The sequence below is a fragment of the Paraburkholderia sediminicola genome (assembly GCF_046027825.1).
Taxonomy (GTDB): Bacteria; Pseudomonadota; Gammaproteobacteria; order Burkholderiales; family Burkholderiaceae; genus Paraburkholderia; species Paraburkholderia sediminicola_D.
Window position 1 is genome coordinate 1 of sequence record NZ_JAQQDU010000133.1, and the last position, 19,259, is coordinate 19,259.

Below are 19,259 nucleotides of genomic sequence, written 5' to 3' on the forward strand. Positions count from 1 at the left end.
GTCTCAGGTCCAAAAAGAGCTTCAGCTCGTCGATCCACCGTTCCATCCGTATCCGTTGGGATTCTGGAATAGGTGTAAAGCTCGGTGAAACGCCGCACCGCATTCGGAAGCAACATCAGGTTATCGTAGGCCGACTTGTCCGGAATGGCCCTGAAATTCAGGATCGTTTCAAAGAGGAAGTGATACTCTGAGGCGTATTTGCACAGCGATTTAGGCATATTGCCCAAGATTGACTGTGTGGGACTCACTTTTCGAAGGAAAAACAACGCTGCCCGTGGTTGCTTTTTGGGGTCTATCTCGCGAACAAGGTCAAAGAATTGGAAATTGTGTGTCGACAAGAAAAACTGCTTGCACCGAGTTGTCCAAGTGTTCGCCTCATTTTTCCAGAAGAACGCTTCTTTGATAGCGGCGGCGACCTGAAAAAGGTGATTGGCATCCAGGCTAGAGATCGGGTCGTCAACATAAACAACGGTCTCCTTGAACTCCCCCGGCTTTAGTTCTTTAAGCTTCGCCAGAAAGTAAGAGAAGGCGACAGCCGTTCGTTCGCCGTCGCTGAGATTCTTGGCGGGCTTGCCCGTCTTTCGGACAAGTTGGAATCGCTCCTGAGCCGTCGCGTCCTTAACCACCTTGATCTGCACGGCTTCGCTACCCAGCATCGAGGCCAGCCGTTCGTTAATCTCCTCGCGCCCTCGTTGAGCTTGGCTGATGAGAGCGTGAAGAGTCTCAAGTTCGCGTTGCATGGTCTTCACGAAAATCTGGAGGCGGTCTTGCCTTGCTTGCAGGTGCGTAATCTTGCTGGTTAGCTCGGACTTGCTTTGTGTGTCGACGAACTGCCGCACGTAGTGATAACGCACCCGCTTGATCGCGGTTGCCTTGGCATTGGAGAAATTCACGGCTAGTTCGTTGTTCTCGTCGATAACCGCGTTGATCGCCTTGATGCTGTCGATGATGGGCTGCGCAAGGTGCTCTGCAATGGGCGTTGGCTCCACGGGCTTGAACGGCGCATCGACCTTTAGTTGGACGTCCGCGGCGAGAGTGGCCACCGCCTGATTAAAGGCTGCCAATGCCTCCGGCAGTATGGCGGCAGTCTGATTGAACTTTCCGCGGAACTGGGGGTTGAACTCGGCTTCCCTCGGCAAAGTGAGCTCGATCTTGGCGGCATGCACACGTGTCAACAAGGCAACGACCTTTTGCTTTTGCTCCCCAAGATCCTTCGAGAAGTGCGCCTGTAGTTCCGCAAGGCGGTGCTTCGTCACGTCTCCACCGCAAAACTCACAGGTTTCCTTGTCCGCGTGGAGGGAAAGGCCCGCTTCGACCCATCGCTCAATGGAAGAGTGTTTTTCGAGGTGCTTGATCGTATGGGCTAAGCTCGGCGTAGTCGCAAGGATGGAAATCGCTTCCTTATGCAAAGGTTCGATCGACGGCGACGCGGACAGACGATCAACGGTGCCGGGCTTCTTGCTATCTGGGGTCAGAGAAAGCTCAAGCTCATCCTGAAGATCCTTCTCAGAAAGAGGCTGCGAATCGATAATAGTGACAGTTGTGATGTCACTATTGAGGTGGGTGGCCGTGTATGGATCGAGTTTTAGCGTCTGCCGAATATTTTTTGCCGCTTCAGTCTTAGCCTGGGAAACGGCGCCCTCAATGTCACCGATTCGCCCTTTGATTTCGCGGATTCTCGCAAGAGTTTTTTTGATTCGCTCATTATAATTGTCCAGCTTTTTTTGAGCTTGATCGGACTCTTGGCCTAGAAGCAAGATGGGCTTGAAATGCTCGCCACCAAAGTGAAGATTGTCGCGAATGAAATCAGAATTAAAGACCCGTACGGTCAATCCAGATTGCGTGTAGTTCGCTTCCGTGATTGAGCCGTTATCGATCTCGAGAGCGAACGAGCAACCACCAAGATCTGGATTGGGAGTCTTATTTTCAAGCTGGGCGAAAAGGCGCGAAAGCGTAGTCTTACCCGAATAGTTCCATCCATAGATGAGATTCTTAACCCCGAACTCCTGGGTTCCTAGGGGCTTGACGTAATTCTCATAGACACCAAGTCCTTTAATCTTTGCGATTGCCTTGATCACCCTTCGTCCCCTCTTGCTGTCTTGCTTTAATGGTTTAGATGAGAGTGGCTATGACGCGTCCAGTGGTTTCGATACTAACGAGCACTTTACTCTTTTCTTGGAAGCGGACGTTGCGCCCCGTTGATTGGGGACCGACGGGTATGTCCACTTAGGCCGACCTTCAGTCGTCTGGACTACCAGTCAATGCGGTGCTTTTCATCGGTTTCACGATGACGACGATCGTCTTCCACGTGAAGATACTGACTGGTGGTCGTGAGCGACGCATGCCCGAGGTTGTCGCGCACAAGCCGCAGATCGACCTGCTGGTCAGCCATATGCGATCCGGCGCTGTGTCGCAGCCAGTGCGCCGATGCCTGCTCCAGTTGATCGGCTCGTGGCGCATGCGTTTCGCCGCGCGCGCGTAGCGCGTCGGCGGCGCCGCTGAAAACCTCCTTCACAATCCGGTGCAGCGCGGCGCGCGTCAGCGGCTTGAGCGACTGCCCGATCGGCAGTACCAGCGGCGTGTCTTCATCCGACGAAGGGCGTGCCGGCAGTCCCCGTTCGCGACGGTACGCGCCGAGCTCCGCCATCATTTCCGCAGTAGCCGGCACCAGGCGTTCCTTGCCGCCTTTGCCGAGAACCTCGAGCCACCAGCGATCCTGGCCGTTCGCATCAGGGCGGCAGAAAAACCGGCCCATCGTGTTTTCACCCACTTCGGTAATCCGCAGGCCACCCAGATAGAGCAGGGTGAACAGCCAGCGCACGCGCGCGTAATGTTCGCGCTCGCGGTCCGTCGCCTTCGGCATCGCGTGAATCCAGGTTTTGACTTCGAGCCAGAGCTCAGGCGACAGATAACGGGTGATCCGCGGCTTGGCGCGCCGCGCGCGCTGGCGCGACAGCGAGAGTGGATTGCCGGCCAGATACCCCGCCTGCACCAGCCACGCGAACATCACGTTGAGAATCACCATCGCCTGACGCTGGCTGGTGGCGGACAGCGGTCCGTAGAACGGCCGCCAGCGCGGATCGCCACGTGGGTGCTTGCGTCCGCCACTGGCGGTCCAGCGCGCGCTGGGCTGCGGATCGGCGAGGAAGTGCTGATAGACGAGGAGGTCTTCGTGGGTCAGTGACGACAGCGGCTTGCCCATCTGGAGGACGGACCACAGTAGCAGACGTTCGGCTTCCTTGCGGTAGTTGTCGAAGGTCGTCTTGGTCTCGACAAAGCGGGCCAGCCATGCACGGATCGCGTCGAGATCATTACGGGCGGCGATCTGCGCGGTGCCATTTCTGGAGCGATTGTTGCCCGCGCTGCCATCCAGTTCAGACGGGATGGTCAGGTTGTCGATGGGCTGCGGAGGCAGCAGCAGGGCGGTCATGGGATGGCTTGAGGTCGATCGGGGTGTCGTGCGTTTGCTGTAAGCGGCGACGCATTGAATGTCAACATTATAGAACTAATGTCAAAATTAAGACTATCATTCATTGGATATTTATCGGTTTACGTTATATTATTTTCTAAATTCAACAAAAACTCTCCCCATGTCCGACGTCCTGCCCGATGAAGCCCGCCTCGCCGCCGAAATCGACCGCCTGAAGGCCGGCTTCCCGAAGACCCGCGAGCTGTACCGCGAAGTCTGCTCGCTGCTGTTCTTCCGCTTCGGCATCACGCCGACCGCGAACCGGCTGTATCAACTGGTGAAGCGCGGCAGCATGAGTACGCCGACTCAGGTGCTCGGTGAGTTCTGGGTCGAGTTGCGCGAGAAGAGCAGGGTGCGGATCGAGCATCCGGATCTGCCTGCGGAGTTGCAGGCAGCGGCAGGGGACTTGGTCGCGACGCTGTGGGCGAAGTCCACCACGTCAGCGCAGGCAGCGCTCGAGGCACTGCGCGCTGACGCCGAAGCGGAGAAGACCAGCGCGCGCAACGAAGTGACGTCACGGCAGGCCGAACTCGCGCGCACCGAAGCAGTGCTCGAACAACGCACCGGCGCGTTGCTGGCGGCACAGGTGCGCATTCAGGAGCTTGAGCAGGTGCTGGCCGCGGCTGATGCGACACGTCGGGCGCTGGAGACTGAAATCGCGCGACAGCAGGATGAGATCGGCGCGCGCGATCGGGCGCTGGTGCAGGCGAGGGCGGATTTCTCAGTTGAACTCGACAAACTTCGGAGCAGCGCTGAGCTCGCGGAAGAGCGTTTGCGCGCGGCCGAGAAGCGGGCCCTCCTTGAGATCGAACGGGAGCGGGGCGTGAGCGCACGGTCCCAGAAGGAGCTTGAGGCGGCCGCGCGAAGGGCGGAGCAGAGCGAGACCCGGCATCGGGAAGAAATCCAGGCGCTGCAGGTTCAGCTTGGCGACGCGCGCCATCGCGCAGGCGTCGTCGAGGGGAGTCTGGAAGCGCTTCGCAACTCGAACGCGGCATACGTCAGGGAACTCGACACGTTGAGATTGCAACTCGCGACCGCCGCGGCGAACCAGCCAGCAGCGCAGAAGCGCTCACGGCCTTCCGTCGCACCCAGCAAACCTCGCCGTACAGTGCCCAACGTTCCAACGCGGAAGCGGTCAGCCTGATCCCGGTCCTGCGCCTTGGCGCGTCGCCGATTTTTCCGACGGCGCTAGGACATCTTGGGTGTTTGCAGGCCGCATTGGCGAACTGCGCGCGAAAATGCATCAGAATGGGCCCGGTTAGTCGCCCACAAAGCGGCGTAATCGAAAGCTTAGTCTTCGTCATCATCATCAATTGCCCCGCGGACTGCGTGGCTCATCGCAATGCTTTGTTCCGCGTGCCGGAGCAGTCCATCGTAAAGAGGGAAAGCAATCGAAAATCTCGATAGCTCGGACAGTGCTTTCTCCGCGTCCTGCTTCATATCCAAGTCTTTTGGACTGGGCTGACCGGGGGCACTGCGCGAGACACCGTTGATTGCGCTGCGGTAAAGGCCACTTATTGCGGCGTCAGCAAGCTCACGGTCGAACGTCATCGCCAGGTCCAACAGGCGGATGACAATATCCCTGTATGTAAAGACGAAACTATTGTCGGCATGGGCCACGATTGAAATGAGGACACGGATACTTTGTGGAGACGGTGTCAGAAGCTCATTCGCGAGTAGAGCAATGACGTGGTCGTCGAGAGGTCCGAATAACGAGGCGAATAGCTCACCGGCTTCACTTAACAGCGATGCGTCGTCGCCTTTGTCTCTCATCCATTCAACCAGGCGGCGCATGCACCCATCGGCGCCCGGTGCGTCTTTGAAGCGCAAGGCAACCGCCTGATAGGGCCGAAGATAACAAACCCGATAGCTCCAATCATCGTTCCGCGCTGAATAAAGCAACCTGGACAGAAAAAAATCTAGGACGAGCGCTGGACGTTCGCCAGACAATGCCGCGAGGACGGCCTGGACCCAATATCCGTCCAGATCCGCCGACGGGACCAACTTTTCGAGAAGCGCGGGGACGTCTTCGTCGCTCAATGTGGATAGCGGCAGTGGCCCTTCGCGTTGCAGAATGGTAAACGCTTCGTCCGCGAGTTCGCGAGATGCTCCGAGCGGAAGCAATTTAAGCAGGCCGATTGCGCCTCTCTTGTCCGTGCTCGCCACCGTCATGATTGCCCCAAGCCCACATCGACAGATTGACGGTTCGGCCGAGAAGATGCTTTGCAGCATTCGCAACTCACCGGCGGTAAACTGGGTTGCCGGGCGATACATCGAATAGGCACGGGCCACTATCCTCTGCAGCACGTCATTGCCACTGGACCAGAGGCGCTTTGCTAGTGCGAAACCCGATTTATGCCGGTTTCCCAGTACCTTGGCGAGGGCTTCCCCGGCAAATCGAGCTATGGGACTGTCGGGATGCTCAAACGTGTGCTCAACGGTTGCAAAGGGCAGGTCGGGAGACTTCGAAAGCAGCAGATTGAACAGGAAATACGGTGACGACTCGGTGGCGACTCCGGCAGATGCAATGGCTGTCAGGTGATTCTCGACGGCCAGAAGCACGCGTTCGGCGCTTGAACCATCGGAGAGCAGTTCATTTGCCAGTTCGTCGAGTCTTTTCCGCCAGCGTTGCTCGCTGTCGGTCAGCTCGCCGTCCAGATGAATCTGCATCCATCCGCTCATAAGAGCCTGGGCGACGCGAGACTCGAGTGTCTCCGGTAGCTTGGCGATAATTCCCCTCGCAAGCTCGCGCACTTCCTCTGCCCCATGTTGCGCGAGCCAACCGATACCTTTGGCCATTTCGATGTGAACGATGTCAGCCAAGGCTTCGCGTTCCACGACGTGCGTTAGCTTGGTCAACGTTTCGACGAATTCGGACGTCCATTTAGTCCGTGTTTCGTCGTTGGCGGAGGCGCCAAACGAGCCCATTGGATACCGTACGTTGTGCGTAACAAGCGCCGCCACAATCCGGGCCTATCGAATATCTCGTTTGACAGTCCAGTCTATTTCTCGATCGACGAAGTGGTGAACTATCTCGAGAACATGAACTCGGAAGTCATCGGCAAACTCGCAGGCGAGGGCATGCCAAAGTTATTGGACGGCACGCTCGTAAGCGATCGTGATACCTGCTATTTTGATGCCGTCCAGACTTTCGTGGTGTCCTCCACAGCGAAGGAGACGAAAGCAACGAACGGGCCGTTCCACGGAGAATTTGATCGCCTCATTCTGCGACTTCGGACCCGGTTGGCTGACCCGCGTTTGCGTTTCCTTTTTTATCCGCAAAAGCCTGATGGAACTTCTCTGTCCACTGGCGACTTTGCTGATGTTGTACGTCAGTTCATCGGCTATCTGACGCGGTCCAACATTTCGATTGTCGATCTGAGTGGCATTCCGTTTGAGGTCCTCAGTATCGTCGTGAGCCTCATCTCACGGATGATATTCGACTTTGGCTTCCACTATTCCAAGACCCGGCATGCCGGTGGTCAGGTCAGCGACGTTCCTATCATGGTGATATGCGAAGAGGCGCATAACTATGTACCGCGGTCGGGCGGGGCGCAGTATGACTCGTCGAGAAAATCGATTGAGCGGATTGCAAAGGAGGGGAGAAAATATGGCGTGACGCTCATGGTCGTGAGCCAGCGACCATCTGAAGTCTCCGAAACAATTTTCTCCCAATGCAGCAACTTCATTTCGCTGCGATTGACCAATACAGTTGACCAGAGCTATATCAAGTCGTTGCTGCCCGACGTCTCCGCCGCTATTGGCGACCTTCTACCCAACCTTGGACAAGGTGAATTTCTCGCAGTCGGTGATGCTCCTCTGATGCCGACGGTCGGCAGATTCGCATTGCCAACGCCGGAACCGCATTCGCGAAGCGTGAATTATCTGCAGGAATGGAACGCGGGTTGGCGCGAAGTCAATTTCAACGACGTTGTCGAAAGGTGGAGGGGAAGAGTCCTCGCGGCTTCATAAACGGTGGCGGTGCTGACTATCGTCTGCCGGGCTCGACGCGGAGCCGGTAGCGACGCGGGAGCGCAAGCCGCCCGGGGCATCTGCGTACGTTGGACGGCGTGATGCGCAGCAAACGCAGGCTACAGGTCATAGCATACTCGCTCGGTATGCGTCGGTATCCGCGACGGTATCGTCGATACACAAGCTGGCGGAAACCCCGTCCCCGCAAAGCTGTAGCCACCGGATTGACAATCGAGTGAGGAAATCGTCCTCCCTATTTATGATTTACGCATTGCTTGTTGTAACGGATGGTTCTCAAGCGTCAGTTAGAGGGAAGGGGACTTGTCAAGTGGACAACGAAAGACCGAGCTTGATGCGTCGACGCTGCGGCATGGCTCAAAAAATCATCAAACAATAATTTGATATCCTAAAGTTTACATAAGCAAAGTTATCCATCGGAGCAGTCGACACAACGAATTTTGACATGTAAGGCGAATCCAAATTTGATACGCACTCGGGGCTGCAAGTTCGCCAGCTACCGCCGGATTGCTTGACCAGCACAGATAGACAGTTTCGCAGGTAGCTGTTAAGTTTCACCTAGATGCTTCTCATAGCGGGGGTGACATGACTGACTTGGAAATCCTCTCGTCCGACGTCATCGCATTACAGAGCCAGCTGCGAGCAGCCAGCCTGCGAGCGCTCGAAATCATCACAGTGACCGACGGCGGACTAGCTGAAGAACTGTTACAGACGTTCGGAAATGCCGATTTTGCAGCGTCTTGGTTGGTACTCTCCCAACCTCACTTCAATGGGAAAAATCCACTTGAGGTGCTTTCGGGAGGGCAGCGGGATGAGGTCGTCAATGTCTTGCAGAGAATTCAGTTCGGGACATGTGCGTAAGGCGTCCGTCGGCGCGGCGGTTTGCAGCGGGCGGCTGTTTCGTGCCTCCGCGGTGCTAGTGAAGGTCTCGCTCCAGCCGAGTCGATCAAATCTGCTACTGGATCTGATCTGGCGGCCGCCTAAGCGCGTCAACCCACGGGCTGCTGCGGCCGAGCAAGGAGTCGACACTTAGAGCGCCAAGCCGCAGACGTCATTTTCGCAAGCGGGAGCAGCTTCGAAAGGCAGTCCGCTGGGCACCTCAGTTCCTCACGGTGAGGCAAAGATGGCCAGTTGACAGCCGCCGAGCAGTTGTAGGTTGGTTGGCGTCGGACAAGAAGTAATGCTGATCGCCTGTTGATCAAGGTGATGCAAGTTTGGACGCAAGTTGACCGGAAGCCCAAACTAAGTCGCGTGGTGGTTAGATTTAGATAGCGATAGTGGTCGAGATTGCTTGCGTCGGCCAGCTAGCGCTTGCGTCAGGCTGCATTCGCCACAGCTTCCGCAAACAATTTGACATAATATAAATTATCAACAGAACTGGTGTGTTGTCAGGGCTTTTTCTTTGTTTGTCAGATACATACCGACTCGATATGCCACCGTCATCCAATGGCCCGTCTCCGGGTCACGAAGTCGCTGCCGGTCAGTCGCAGCGGCTCGTCGGGTCGCGCAAGTAACTTTCTTTGGGCGACCGCGACGATGCGGTTGCGACCGTTTTCAAATGTTTTGAGCGTGCGCGTGTCGATGGCGGTGTGAATCCGCGCAAATCTGGCGGCGTCAAGTTGACAGCGGCATTTCACATGCGGCAGTGGAGGCCGCGCCGTGTTGCCTTGACCTGATAGGGATGAGCAGGAAGTTGACGCTGTGGGCGTCGAAGGGAGCCCGTAGGGCGACTGGAGACGCACATAGCGTCACGCCTTCGCGCGTGCGGCCGGGAGCGTGGTAGAAACCTGGTTCGCCGAAGAAACAACAGGCGCGACACCGGCCTCAAACCGCCAAGTTCAACCCGGTGCCACGCCTCCACGGATTCCCTGATGCGGGCCATAAGGCCGGCAGGCGGAACGCATGAAGCCGCAGTATCGCATCGCTTGCGCGTCCCGTCGATTTCTCCCGGAACCTCTTCGGCGTTCTACAAGGACCGCCGATGCAGGCCACGGGCCGCCTCTTCCTGTGCGCCCGTTGCCGGGCGCAGGTGTTCATCTGTCGCCGCTGCGATCGCGGCAACCGCTATTGCAACGCCGACTGTGCGCAGGCCGCCCGGCGCGAGAACACGCGCGCGGCGGGTCACCGCTATCAACAAAGCCGTTGCGGCCGCTTTGCACACGCTGCACGAGCCCGACGCCACCGGGCCAGATGCAAATTCGTGACGCATCACCGTTCACCCGCGTCCCCCGCGAATGATGTACTGCAGCCGGACCCGACCGACGCCGCCGTTGCAGTCGCAACTGACACTTGCGTAGCGGCGGCGCCAGCAACGTCGCGTTGTCACTGTTGCGGCTGCCCGCTGCCGCCGTTCGTGCGTACAGGCTTTGTGCGTCGCCGTGGTCCTCGTTGTGTTTATCGGCGGACTACGGAGATTCTGAATGACGATAGCAGTTGAACTGGAGGCGCAGATCCTGCGCCTGTACCACGTCGAGAAGTGGCGTTGCGGCACGATCGCGAAGCAGTTGCACGTGCATCGCGAGACGGTGCAGCGTGTACTCGCGCATGCCGGGTTGCCCCGACACGGACCGCCACCGCGCGCCTCGATGATCGAGCCTTACCTGTCGTTCATCCAGCAGACGCTGGAGAAGTTCCCCTCGCTCACGGCCAGCCGGCTGTACTCGATGGTGCGCGAGCGTGGCTACACGGGCGCTCCAGACCACTTCCGGCACCTGATCGCGCTGTACCGGCCGCGCCCGCCTGCCGAGGCCTTCCTGCGTCTGCGCACATTGCCGGGCGAACAGGGGCAGGTGGACTGGGGTCACTTCGGTCACATCGAGATCGGTTGCGCGCGCCGACCGCTGATGGCCTTCGTGATGGTGCTGTCTTACTCGCGCGATATCTACCTGCGGTTCTTCCTTGACGCCCGGATGGAGAACTTCCTGCGTGGCCACGTCGGCGCGTTCAACACGTGGTGTGCCCTGCCAAGGGTCCTGCTGTACGACAACCTCAAGAGCGCCGTGCTCGAGCGTCAGGGTGACGCGATCCGCTTCCATCCGACGCTGCTCGCGTTCGCCAGCCATTACCGCTTCGAGCCCCGTCCGGTCGCCGTGGCACGGGGTAATGAGAAGGGGCGCGTAGAACGGGCGATCCGCCACATCCGTGAAGCGTTCTTCGCGGCGCGCAGCTTCAGTGGCCTGGACGACCTGAACGCGCAGGCCGAGCACTGGTGCCGGACCCAGGCGGCCGACCGGCCGTGTCCCGAGGATCGGACCATCAGCGTACGCGAAGCCTTCACAAAGGAACAGCCGATGCTGCTCCCGCTGCCCGACAACCCGTACCCCGTGGAAGAGCAGCTCGCGGTGAAGGTCGGCAAGACGCCGTATGTGCGCTTCGACCTGAACGACTACACGATCCCGCACACGCATGTGCGCCGAACGCTGACAGTACGTGCGGACCAGACACAGGTCCGGGTGTTCGACGGTGGCGAAGTGATCGCCAGTCACCGCCGAAGCTATGACCGCGACGCACAGATCGAGGACCCACAGCATCTGAAGACGCTCGTGGAATTCAAGCATCAGGCCCGTCAGCACCGCGGTATCAACAGTCTGACGAAGGCGGTGCCGGCCTGCCAGTTACTGCTCACGCGAGCGGCCGAACGCGGTGCAAACATCGGCGCACTCACCAACGCGCTGCTGCGCCTGCTCGATCGTTACGGCGCCGCCGAACTGCAGGCCGCCGTCGAGGACACACTACGCACGGGCTCTGCACATACGAACACCGTACGTGCTGCACTTGAGCGCCGCCGTGCCGCGCGTGGTGCTCCACCACCTGTCGCGATGAAGCTGCCCGAGCACGTACGACGCAAGGATGCGCCCGTGCAGCCGCACCGCCTGGACACTTATGACCAACTCACTGCCGAAGATGACGACATCGAATCCGAACAACAATGAAACCCTTCGCTCACGTGCACAGGCGCTGCGCCTGAACGGGCTCGTCGAGCACTGGTCCGAAGTGGCTGACGCCAACTGGGTCGCGCCGCTGCTGCAGTGGGAAGAGGATGAGCGCGCCCACCGTTCATTGCAGCGGCGTATCCGCGACGCAAAGCTGGGCGGCTTCAAGGCACTGGGTGACTTCGACTGGAAGTGGCCCAAACGCATCGAACGTTCGGCCGTCGAGGATCTGATGTCGCTCACGTTCCTCAACGACGCAACCAACGTCGTGTTCATCGGCCCGAACGGCGTGGGCAAATCGACACTCGCGCAGAACGTGGCGCACCAGGCCCTCATCGCGGGCCACACCGTGCTGTGCCGGTCGGCCAGCGAGATGCTCGGCGAACTGGCCGCACTCGATAGCGATTCTGCGTTGCGCCGGCGGCTGCGCCACTACGCGACGCCGGACATCCTGCTCATCGACGAGGTGGGATATCTGTCCTATTCGAATCGCCATGCCGACCTGCTGTTCGAACTGATCAGCAGGAGGTACGAGGCCCGTTCCACGATTGTTACGACCAACAAACCGTTCTCGGAATGGTCGGAGGTGTTCCCGAACGCGGCCTGTGTGGTCTCACTGGTCGACCGGCTGGTGCATCGCGCCGAGGTGATCTCGATTGAGGGCGAGTCGTACCGGCTCAAGGAGGCACGCGAACGTACCGAAGCCCGCGCCCGGCAACGGAGCGCAAAAAGAACCGCCGTGAAGAAAGGAACTGCCTCATGAGTCACAAACCGTTGCTGCCCTCTGGCCGTCGGCGCGGGCTACCGTTCGTTGTACCCGACGACTGGACACCCGACCAGGCGCTCGCCGTGTTCGAGCTGCTCGATGATCTGCTCGCCGTGATCACCGACTTCTATGGGGACCAGTTACACGAGTTGCTGCGTGAACGGCGCCGACCTGTCGTCGCTACCCGAGCTACCGACCGCGGCCCACCGTTCTGATCCCTGCGCCACCGTCACAGCGCCATGAAGGGCCCGGTGGCCCCTTCATGGTTGACCGTTTCGCTCAACCTTGCGCCGCCATCTAAAAGCGGTTTTACACCGCCGCTAACATGCGCGTCGCGTCGGCGCTACGCGGTAGCCAAAAATGCTCTTCGAGTGCGTCACGCGCGATTGCGCCTTCGACCTCGCGGCCGCGGATCGACAGCATGAAAACCACGGCGCGTCCGTCCGGCGAGACGACGGGGGCGCAATCAAGAACTTCCATGACGTACCTCGACAATATCATTCGCGGTCTTTGTATTTGTACTGCGCCACTCAGCAATTAATCTACCAGAAGTCGAAAGCAGCGCAATCGTCAATGACGCAACGGTTCAGCTTCACGAGGTATCCGTTATCGATAACCGCCAGCGACGTATGTGCTCATTATTTCTTCAGACGGCTGACCTGTTGCAGGCGGTTTTGCGTTTTGAGGTGTAAGTGATTGCCACAGACGGTTAGTCGCGTATTGGAAATCAATATTCACCGTTATGGTGAGCTTTTTCGGGAGTACGCGTGTACTACCATCTGGCGAGTGGTCCGGCACTACAGCGTGAAGACTCGACCCATAAAGCTGAATTTTTCAGCGAGAACGCAATAGTCGTTTCTGGAGAAGCGTTCGTAGATCCCGGCGCGTATCGGTGACAACGTGAATGTAAATCGTGTCGCCGCGCACCTCATAGATGACCCGGTTCTGTCCGCTCAAGGCTTCCCGAAAATTCAGACCGCCGAAATCTGCAAGCTCGGCCGGGACATAACCGCTCTGTGGGAATTGCCTGATATTGCTAAACGTGACGGTCAATTCAGCGGACGTCTGCTTCCACGTCTCGGCACCGAAGCTTTTGAGGATGTAGCGACGCAAATCCTTCGTATCCTCCTGCGCTTGGTCGAGAATCAGGAGCTTCAGCTTCGCCGGCCCCATCAGCGGGTTTTCTCCTTCCGATCAAGGTCGGCGAGCTCAGCAAGAAACTCACCAGCTTCCTTGAATTTTCCCTGCTCAATGTCCTTCTGGCCTAAGGCCAGTATCTTGAGCAACGCCAGCGTTTGCTGGGTATCCTCATAGCTCTGTACGTCCTGCACGACGAGCTTCGCCTCGCCATTCTGCGTAATGAGCAGGGGCTCGCCAGAGGCCGTCAAATCCTTGACGATCTGCGCTGCGTCGCTTTTCAGGTAGCTAATTGGCTTTACGTGGTCTGCCAGGCGCATGTCTGATCCTCCGTTGGCTGCGTCATTCAGACCAAATATAGACTAAATTCAGTTTCATGGAAAGTCCTGAATCAGCCTAAGCTGCTTCGTGATCTGTCATCGAAGGCTCGATTTGCCCGCCTACAAAATATGCTGCAGTTCGACGTCATTCATTGGTCGCCATGAATGCGCCGCCCTATCCTGCTTCGCCCGCCTCGCGGGCCACCGGCGATGCAGCGCGCTGGTCGGGCCTCAGCCAGCGCTGCAGCGAATATCTGCTACGGCTTGTGCAGCACGTCTTTGCCTTCAACCAGAGGCAAGCCGATTTTCGACTGATCCAGCTTGCAATACTGGCGCTCAATTTCACTGATTTCTAAGGTCTCGGTTTCGTTCCAGTCTGTGGCGATCTCCGCGCGAATCGTGACCTTCATTTCGATCTCCGGCAGACCATGGCGCTCAAATTTTAGCCAGCACGCTGCCGAAACCCAAGACATTTAACGCTCCCCAGTCAACCTGCTTTCTGACATTTAGCGCACATCTACACCAATTGCGCCGCCGCTTTGCGGCGACGGCGCCGACACATATCCCTCTGCGGTTGCCCTTTGATGGCATTCTCGTGCTTGTGCGGGGCCGCGCTCCACACCTAACGCGCCCTAGCATGCCGCCGATGCCTGCACGACCAAAGCGGAATTGCGCTGGGCCACCTCGTCCATCTGGCTCATCGCCTGATTGACCTGCTGGCATAGCCTGATGCAAGTGCGTCCACTTGATCTGCTCGCGGTCTGAGCCGCGCTGCTGCTGTTCAACTGGGGTGAACACACCGTTCACAAACACCGCGGCCGCCATGAACACCTGCTGACGACCCTTTTCTACAAGCGCCACAGCGGCGACCGTCACAGCCTTTTTATCGATACGCGAATGCGTTTTGAACAGGCCCGCGATTCGCGCGTAATTCTTTCCCCACCCGGCTGTTCGTGGTCTTCAGCGTCTGCGTCGCGTTACCCGCATGGTAGCTGCTGGCCAGACCCCCAACGGCCTGTGGACAGCTGTGGACGAATGACCTAATGGCTACTCAAAACGCCATGCGCTTCGTCACTTGGACCGATGGCCATCACGCTAGGGTCCGGGCATACCGGGTAATGAGCGTTATGCAGACGGCACTTATCACGGCGGCACCTCCCACATAGAAGCCCGGCACGACCTTGGAGCCAGTCGCCGCAATCATGTACGTGATCAATAGTGGCGTGAACCCACCGAATGTCGCAGCCGTGAAGTCATGAGCTATCGAAACCCCCACCGTTCGTATCGCTGGTGGAAACAGGTCGCAAAGCAGCGCAGGCATCGGCGCCTGATATGCGGTCATCGCGAGGCCGAGAACAACTTGACTCATTAGGAGCGAAGCTACGCTTGGATTCGATACTACGAATTGGAACGCAGGTATCACGATGACAGCCATCATGATCGCTGCGGTGCGCATCACTTGAAGCCGGCCAACCTTGTCAGATAGTCTGCCGAAGATGGGCGAAAACACTGCCTGGACGCTGCCGGTCAGTATGGTGGCCGCAAATGCACTTGTCGGCGCAAGCCCGAGGGTTCTCACTGCATAGGTCGGCAGGTAGAACGCAAGTGCATACGAAGAAACCGAAACCAGGATGAACGTGCCGATGGAAAGAAGACAAAGGAGTGGGTATCGGCTGAGTGCTTCTCGCACCGGCGTCGGATGCCGGGGAGCAATCGTCGTGCTGTGAACCTCAGAAATGTTGCGCCGAATGTAGACCGCGACGGGTATGATCACGAGCCCAAGGACGAACGGGACGCGCCAGCCCCAATTGGAAATTTGCTCCGTTGTAAGCGCAACTGAAATAACGACCCCGGTAAGACCGGCAAAAACCGACGTAAGCCCTTGGGCCGCAATCTGAAAACTGGCAAAAAAGCCTCGCTCGGCCGCAGGCGCCCGCTGAACGATGAAAGTGATGCCGGAACCGTATTCGCCCCCTGAGGAAAATCCCTGAATCAGTCGGGCGGCCACCATCACCACTGTCGCGGCGACACCGATCGATGAATACGTCGGCGTGAAGGCAATCATCGCTGTTCCAAGCCCCATCAGCGTCACAGTCAGCGTGAGCGCTGATTTCGCACTGACCCGGTCAGCATATGAACTGAGGACCATTGCCCCGAGCGGTTTCACAAGATACGAGCCGCCGAACGTGCCAACGGTCGCCAGAAGCGAAATCAACGGGTCCGCGTGAGGAAAGAAAAGCTTCGATATCGTCACCGAGAAGTACAGATATGCAAACAGGTCGTACCACTCAAGGGTGGTGCCGATGACAGCAGCAACGATGGCCTTCCTCTCTACAAATCGCGTTGGCTCGATGTTCGTCCCTAATGAGGGGGAACCGGCGGGGTGCTCTAGCATGTTCACAAGATACCTCGATTAGAGTTTGGAGTAGCAAGACACGCGGCCGCCACTCGATTGGAGTTAGTCGAGCTTGCTCGCCTCTGGCCCGGACACCGGTATTTCCATCAAGTCAGCGCCAAAGAATATGTTGCCGCTGTAAATCCGGCTCACCTCCGTAATGACGCGTTCGCGCACGCCTGGTTTGTCGAACTGCTCCGTGACGTGCGAAATGACCAGGTTTTTAGCGCCCGCCTGTTTCGCCGCCTCCGCAACCTCGATATGTCCAGAAGAGAATGCCGCGAATGTCTTGCTCGGTGCGGTGCCGGTGAGGTAATGGCACATATGCACCAGCACGTCACAGCCCTGCGCGAGTTGATTGAGCGCGGGGCATGGACCGCTATCGCCGGAATAGACAATCGATTGACCATGGTGGTCGATGCGATAGCCATAGGAGGTGAGGTGCGGCGCAAAGTGGTTCACCGGAACGACCCGTACGGTCCACTCGGCTTCCGTAACGGTACCGTCCGGAGCCAATTCGGTTATCAGAGGCTGCGGCTTGCGCCGGACGCCTTCCCCGCCACGAGCGCGATACACGTCAATGCTCGCCTGATTCTCAGTGCGAGAAATCAGGTCTGGACCAAACGCGCCATCATCGCCGAACAGGCGGTCGGTAATCTTCTGCAGCGGCGGCGGCCCATAGACCTTCAGCTCCGGAATCTTGCCCGCGCCCTGGTCCCAGCGTGTAAGGAGAAGCCGGGGGTAGTCGCCCATATGGTCGTAGTGATGGTGACTGAAAAACGCATGCGAAACACGCGTTGCCGGGACACCGAGCTCGAGCAGACGGTGGTGCGAGCCGAAACCATGGTCGAACACAATGTAGTCATCGCCAGCTTCGATGAGGTAACCGGAACACATCCGGTTCATTGACGGTGTCGGCGTGCCGGTTCCCAAGAGCCACAGTTTCATTTGACCTCCAGATCAAGAAGTGGGATGCGTGTCTGGCACCTGTGGACTCGATACTAGGTCAGCCAAATAACCAAATATTGAAATATACTTATTCGTCGATAACCAAATGGAAATTCGGTGCGCGCATCGGAAGAACAGCTTTGGGCCATTTTGACGCAGCGCTTGAAGGCTCGGCACTTCGTATTGCTGTCGTCGGTCTATCGCCACCGCTCGTTGCGTAAGGTCGCTGACGAGATGAATCTCAGCCAGCCTGCTATCACCAAGGCACTGAAGGAAATGGAGGAGATTGTCGGTGCCGAACTTTTCGAGCGAACTTCGCGCGGACTAGTGCCGACGCCAGTTGCCTATCTACTCGTACCGCGGAGTGCGGCCTTTCTGGAAGACCTGCGCAACCTCGCCGCCGACTTGACTGCGTTTCACGCCGGGTTTCACGGCACCGTGAGAATTGGAATCATCCAGTTCATCTCCTACTCACTGCTCACGAAGGCGATGGACGCGCTGCGGCAACAGGGATTCAATTATCGCTTCGTGGTTCACGATGGTCACACCGACGCACTGGTCGACATGCTGAGCCGTCATGAACTCGACTGTGTGATAGCCAGGCTCACACACGTGAACTCCAGCGAGATGGAGCAGGAAATTCTCTATACGCAGCAAGCGGTTCTTCTTTCGAATCGGGCGTATCAGTCTCCGAATAGCCGAAAGCTGACAATCAACGATTTTGCCACTGCAGAATGGGTTCTTCCGCCGAAAGCCACCCCTACCCGTCGTGCATTCGAAGAAATGCTCGTGCGGAGCGGGGTTGTCATACGCGAGCCACTTGTCGAGACAATCTCGGTTGCGGCCATCAAAGCTACGCTTGCCTCCAATGAGGTATGCGTCACGATGCTCCCGCGAGACCTCGCCGAAGAAATCGCAGCGGAAGGATTGTGTAGGATTCTGCCTGTTGAACTCGACTTCTTGCTCCCGGCAGTGAGCTTGATTACTCGAAGAGCGGCCCAAAGTGACCGGACGCTTGGAGCACTCAAGCGGGTGATCCGAGCAGTCGCGCCATAGACGCTAAGCCAGAGATCACGAACCGGTTTTAACGCTAGGGAAACACTGATTAATAAAGCTCGTTGGTCATCGGTGACGTAGCCGAGGACGTTATAGAAGGCAGTTCACGGAACGGACCCACGACGATGAAGAGGCAGATCGGCTTCGCGGAAGCGGAAATTGCAGGCAAGAAGCGCGTGACGAAACGCCAACGCTTCCTGGCGGAGATGGAGAAGATTGTGCCGTGGCAGCGCTTGCTGTCTGCAATCGAACCGCATTACCCAAAGGGCACGCGAGGCCGTCCGCCGATTGGCCTGGAGCGAATGCTGCGGATCTACTTCCTGCAACAGTGGTACGGGCTGTCGGACGAAGGGCTGGAAGATGCGCTGTATGACAGCATCGCGCTGCGCGCCTTCGCCGGCATTGATCTGGCGGTCGAGAACGTGCCGGATGCGACCACGCTGCTGAAATTCCGGCGCCTGCTGATCGAACACGAACTGACACGCAAGCTGTTCGACGAGATCGGCATCTCGCTGTGCGAGCGAGGCCTGCTGATGAAGGGAGGCACGCTGGTTGATGCGATGATCTTCGAAGCGCCACCGTCGACCAAAACCGCCGGGAAGAGCCGTGACCCTGACATGCATCAGACGAAGAAGGGCAACGAATGGCACTTCGGGATGAAAGCCCATGTTGGCGTGGACGCCGACTCGGGCCTGATTCACAGTGTGGTTGGCACGGCGGCCAACGTGTCGGATGTGTCGCAGGCGCATGCCCTGTTGCACGGGCATGAAGAGCAGGCGTTCGCCGACGCGGGCTACATTGGCGTAGACAAGCGCGAGGAAATGAAGGGCAAGGCGGTGAAGTGGCACGTCGCGGCCAAGCGCGGAAAGATCAAGGCGATGTCGGAAGGCCCGCTGAAGGACCTGGTGATAGCGGCCGAGCGGACAAAGGCGCAGATCCGAGCGCGGGTCGAGCATCCGTTCCATATCGTCAAGAACCTGTTTCACCATCGCAAGACCCGATACAAGGGCTTGGCCAAGAACACGGCGCAACTGTTCAGCCTGTTCGCTCTGGCGAATCTGGTGATTGCGCGAAATCTGTTGCGATCGGTTCATGGGAGCAATCCGTCATGCGTGTAAAAAATGCGCGCGGGGAGGCTCGTTTACGAGCCAAATCAACCGAAATGAGCGCCGATTCGATTCGCTATCCAGAAAGTTTGACGCCTGTTCTTCTGCAAGCCGAACGGGCAGCACATTAATCAGCATTT

Annotated in this window: 17 protein-coding genes; 8 read left to right on the top strand and 9 right to left on the bottom strand. The window is 58.0% G+C overall.

From position 1 onward, the window contains the following. Positions 1–2,078: AAA family ATPase (locus PQQ96_RS38485; protein WP_408302135.1), on the bottom strand; the 2,078-nt coding region annotated here is incomplete at its 3' end. Between the two features lie 173 nt (positions 2,079–2,251). Then, complete coding sequence (locus PQQ96_RS38490) at positions 2,252–3,430, bottom strand: tyrosine-type recombinase/integrase (RefSeq protein WP_408302137.1); 1,179 nt, start codon at positions 3,428–3,430, stop codon at positions 2,252–2,254. 160 nt (positions 3,431–3,590) lie between these two features. Between PQQ96_RS38490 and PQQ96_RS38495 the strand changes: the two genes are divergently transcribed. Next, positions 3,591–4,613, top strand: a complete 1,023-nt coding sequence (locus tag PQQ96_RS38495; RefSeq protein WP_408302138.1) for a DNA-binding protein — start codon at positions 3,591–3,593, stop codon at positions 4,611–4,613. A gap of 146 nt (positions 4,614–4,759) precedes the next feature. Here PQQ96_RS38495 and PQQ96_RS38500 read toward each other — a convergent pair whose 3' ends face one another. Further along, the gene (locus PQQ96_RS38500) at positions 4,760–6,397 is read right to left on the bottom strand and encodes a hypothetical protein (RefSeq protein ID WP_408302140.1); all 1,638 of its coding nucleotides are present in this window, start codon (positions 6,395–6,397) and stop codon (positions 4,760–4,762) included. A gap of 15 nt (positions 6,398–6,412) precedes the next feature. Here PQQ96_RS38500 and PQQ96_RS38505 point away from each other — a divergent pair, with 15 nt between their 5' ends. From PQQ96_RS38505 to PQQ96_RS38525, 5 genes are all read left to right on the top strand, one after another. Continuing rightward, positions 6,413–7,441 carry an ATP-binding protein gene (locus PQQ96_RS38505; protein ID WP_408302142.1) on the top strand — a complete coding sequence of 343 codons (1,029 nt, stop codon included), beginning with the start codon at positions 6,413–6,415 and terminating at the stop codon, positions 7,439–7,441. A 603-nt stretch (positions 7,442–8,044) separates the two neighbouring features. Further along, the gene (locus PQQ96_RS38510; RefSeq protein ID WP_408302144.1) at positions 8,045–8,320 is read left to right on the top strand and encodes an antitoxin Xre/MbcA/ParS toxin-binding domain-containing protein; all 276 of its coding nucleotides are present in this window, start codon (positions 8,045–8,047) and stop codon (positions 8,318–8,320) included. Between the two features lie 1,559 nt (positions 8,321–9,879). Further along, complete coding sequence (gene istA / locus PQQ96_RS38515) at positions 9,880–11,391, top strand: IS21 family transposase (protein ID WP_408302146.1); 1,512 nt, start codon at positions 9,880–9,882, stop codon at positions 11,389–11,391. Beyond that, complete coding sequence (istB, locus tag PQQ96_RS38520) at positions 11,363–12,154, top strand: IS21-like element helper ATPase IstB (protein WP_408302162.1); 792 nt, start codon at positions 11,363–11,365, stop codon at positions 12,152–12,154. The genes istA and istB overlap by 29 nt, the downstream gene beginning before the upstream one ends. Beyond that, positions 12,151–12,372, top strand: coding sequence for a hypothetical protein (locus PQQ96_RS38525; protein ID WP_408302148.1), 222 nt, complete (start codon positions 12,151–12,153; stop codon positions 12,370–12,372). The genes istB and PQQ96_RS38525 overlap by 4 nt, the downstream gene beginning before the upstream one ends. A gap of 94 nt (positions 12,373–12,466) precedes the next feature. Here PQQ96_RS38525 and PQQ96_RS38530 read toward each other — a convergent pair whose 3' ends face one another. The 6 genes from PQQ96_RS38530 to PQQ96_RS38555 form a co-directional block, all read right to left on the bottom strand. Next, the gene (locus tag PQQ96_RS38530) at positions 12,467–12,637 is read right to left on the bottom strand and encodes a DUF1488 family protein (RefSeq protein WP_408302149.1); all 171 of its coding nucleotides are present in this window, start codon (positions 12,635–12,637) and stop codon (positions 12,467–12,469) included. Between the two features lie 354 nt (positions 12,638–12,991). After that, positions 12,992–13,330 (bottom strand): type II toxin-antitoxin system RelE/ParE family toxin, encoded by a 339-nt coding sequence (locus PQQ96_RS38535; RefSeq protein WP_408302150.1) that lies wholly within the window; start codon positions 13,328–13,330, stop codon positions 12,992–12,994. Then, positions 13,330–13,614: a type II toxin-antitoxin system Phd/YefM family antitoxin gene (locus tag PQQ96_RS38540; protein ID WP_408302152.1), complete on the bottom strand. Its 285-nt coding sequence runs from the start codon at positions 13,612–13,614 to the stop codon at positions 13,330–13,332. The genes PQQ96_RS38535 and PQQ96_RS38540 overlap by 1 nt, the downstream gene beginning before the upstream one ends. A 257-nt stretch (positions 13,615–13,871) precedes the next feature. Next, positions 13,872–14,024 carry a hypothetical protein gene (locus PQQ96_RS38545; protein ID WP_408302154.1) on the bottom strand — a complete coding sequence of 51 codons (153 nt, stop codon included), beginning with the start codon at positions 14,022–14,024 and terminating at the stop codon, positions 13,872–13,874. Positions 14,025–14,704: 680 nt separating this feature from the next. Further along, the gene (locus PQQ96_RS38550; protein WP_408302164.1) at positions 14,705–16,009 is read right to left on the bottom strand and encodes an MFS transporter; all 1,305 of its coding nucleotides are present in this window, start codon (positions 16,007–16,009) and stop codon (positions 14,705–14,707) included. A 63-nt stretch (positions 16,010–16,072) separates the two neighbouring features. Further along, entirely contained in the window at positions 16,073–16,957 is an 885-nt protein-coding gene (locus PQQ96_RS38555) for an MBL fold metallo-hydrolase (protein WP_494478210.1), read from the bottom strand. A 117-nt stretch (positions 16,958–17,074) separates the two neighbouring features. Between PQQ96_RS38555 and PQQ96_RS38560 the strand changes: the two genes are divergently transcribed. Further along, positions 17,075–18,013: a LysR family transcriptional regulator gene (locus PQQ96_RS38560; RefSeq protein WP_408302158.1), complete on the top strand. Its 939-nt coding sequence runs from the start codon at positions 17,075–17,077 to the stop codon at positions 18,011–18,013. A gap of 125 nt (positions 18,014–18,138) precedes the next feature. Continuing rightward, positions 18,139–19,131, top strand: a complete 993-nt coding sequence (locus PQQ96_RS38565; protein WP_408302160.1) for an IS5 family transposase — start codon at positions 18,139–18,141, stop codon at positions 19,129–19,131. Positions 19,132–19,259: the final 128 nt, after the last annotated feature.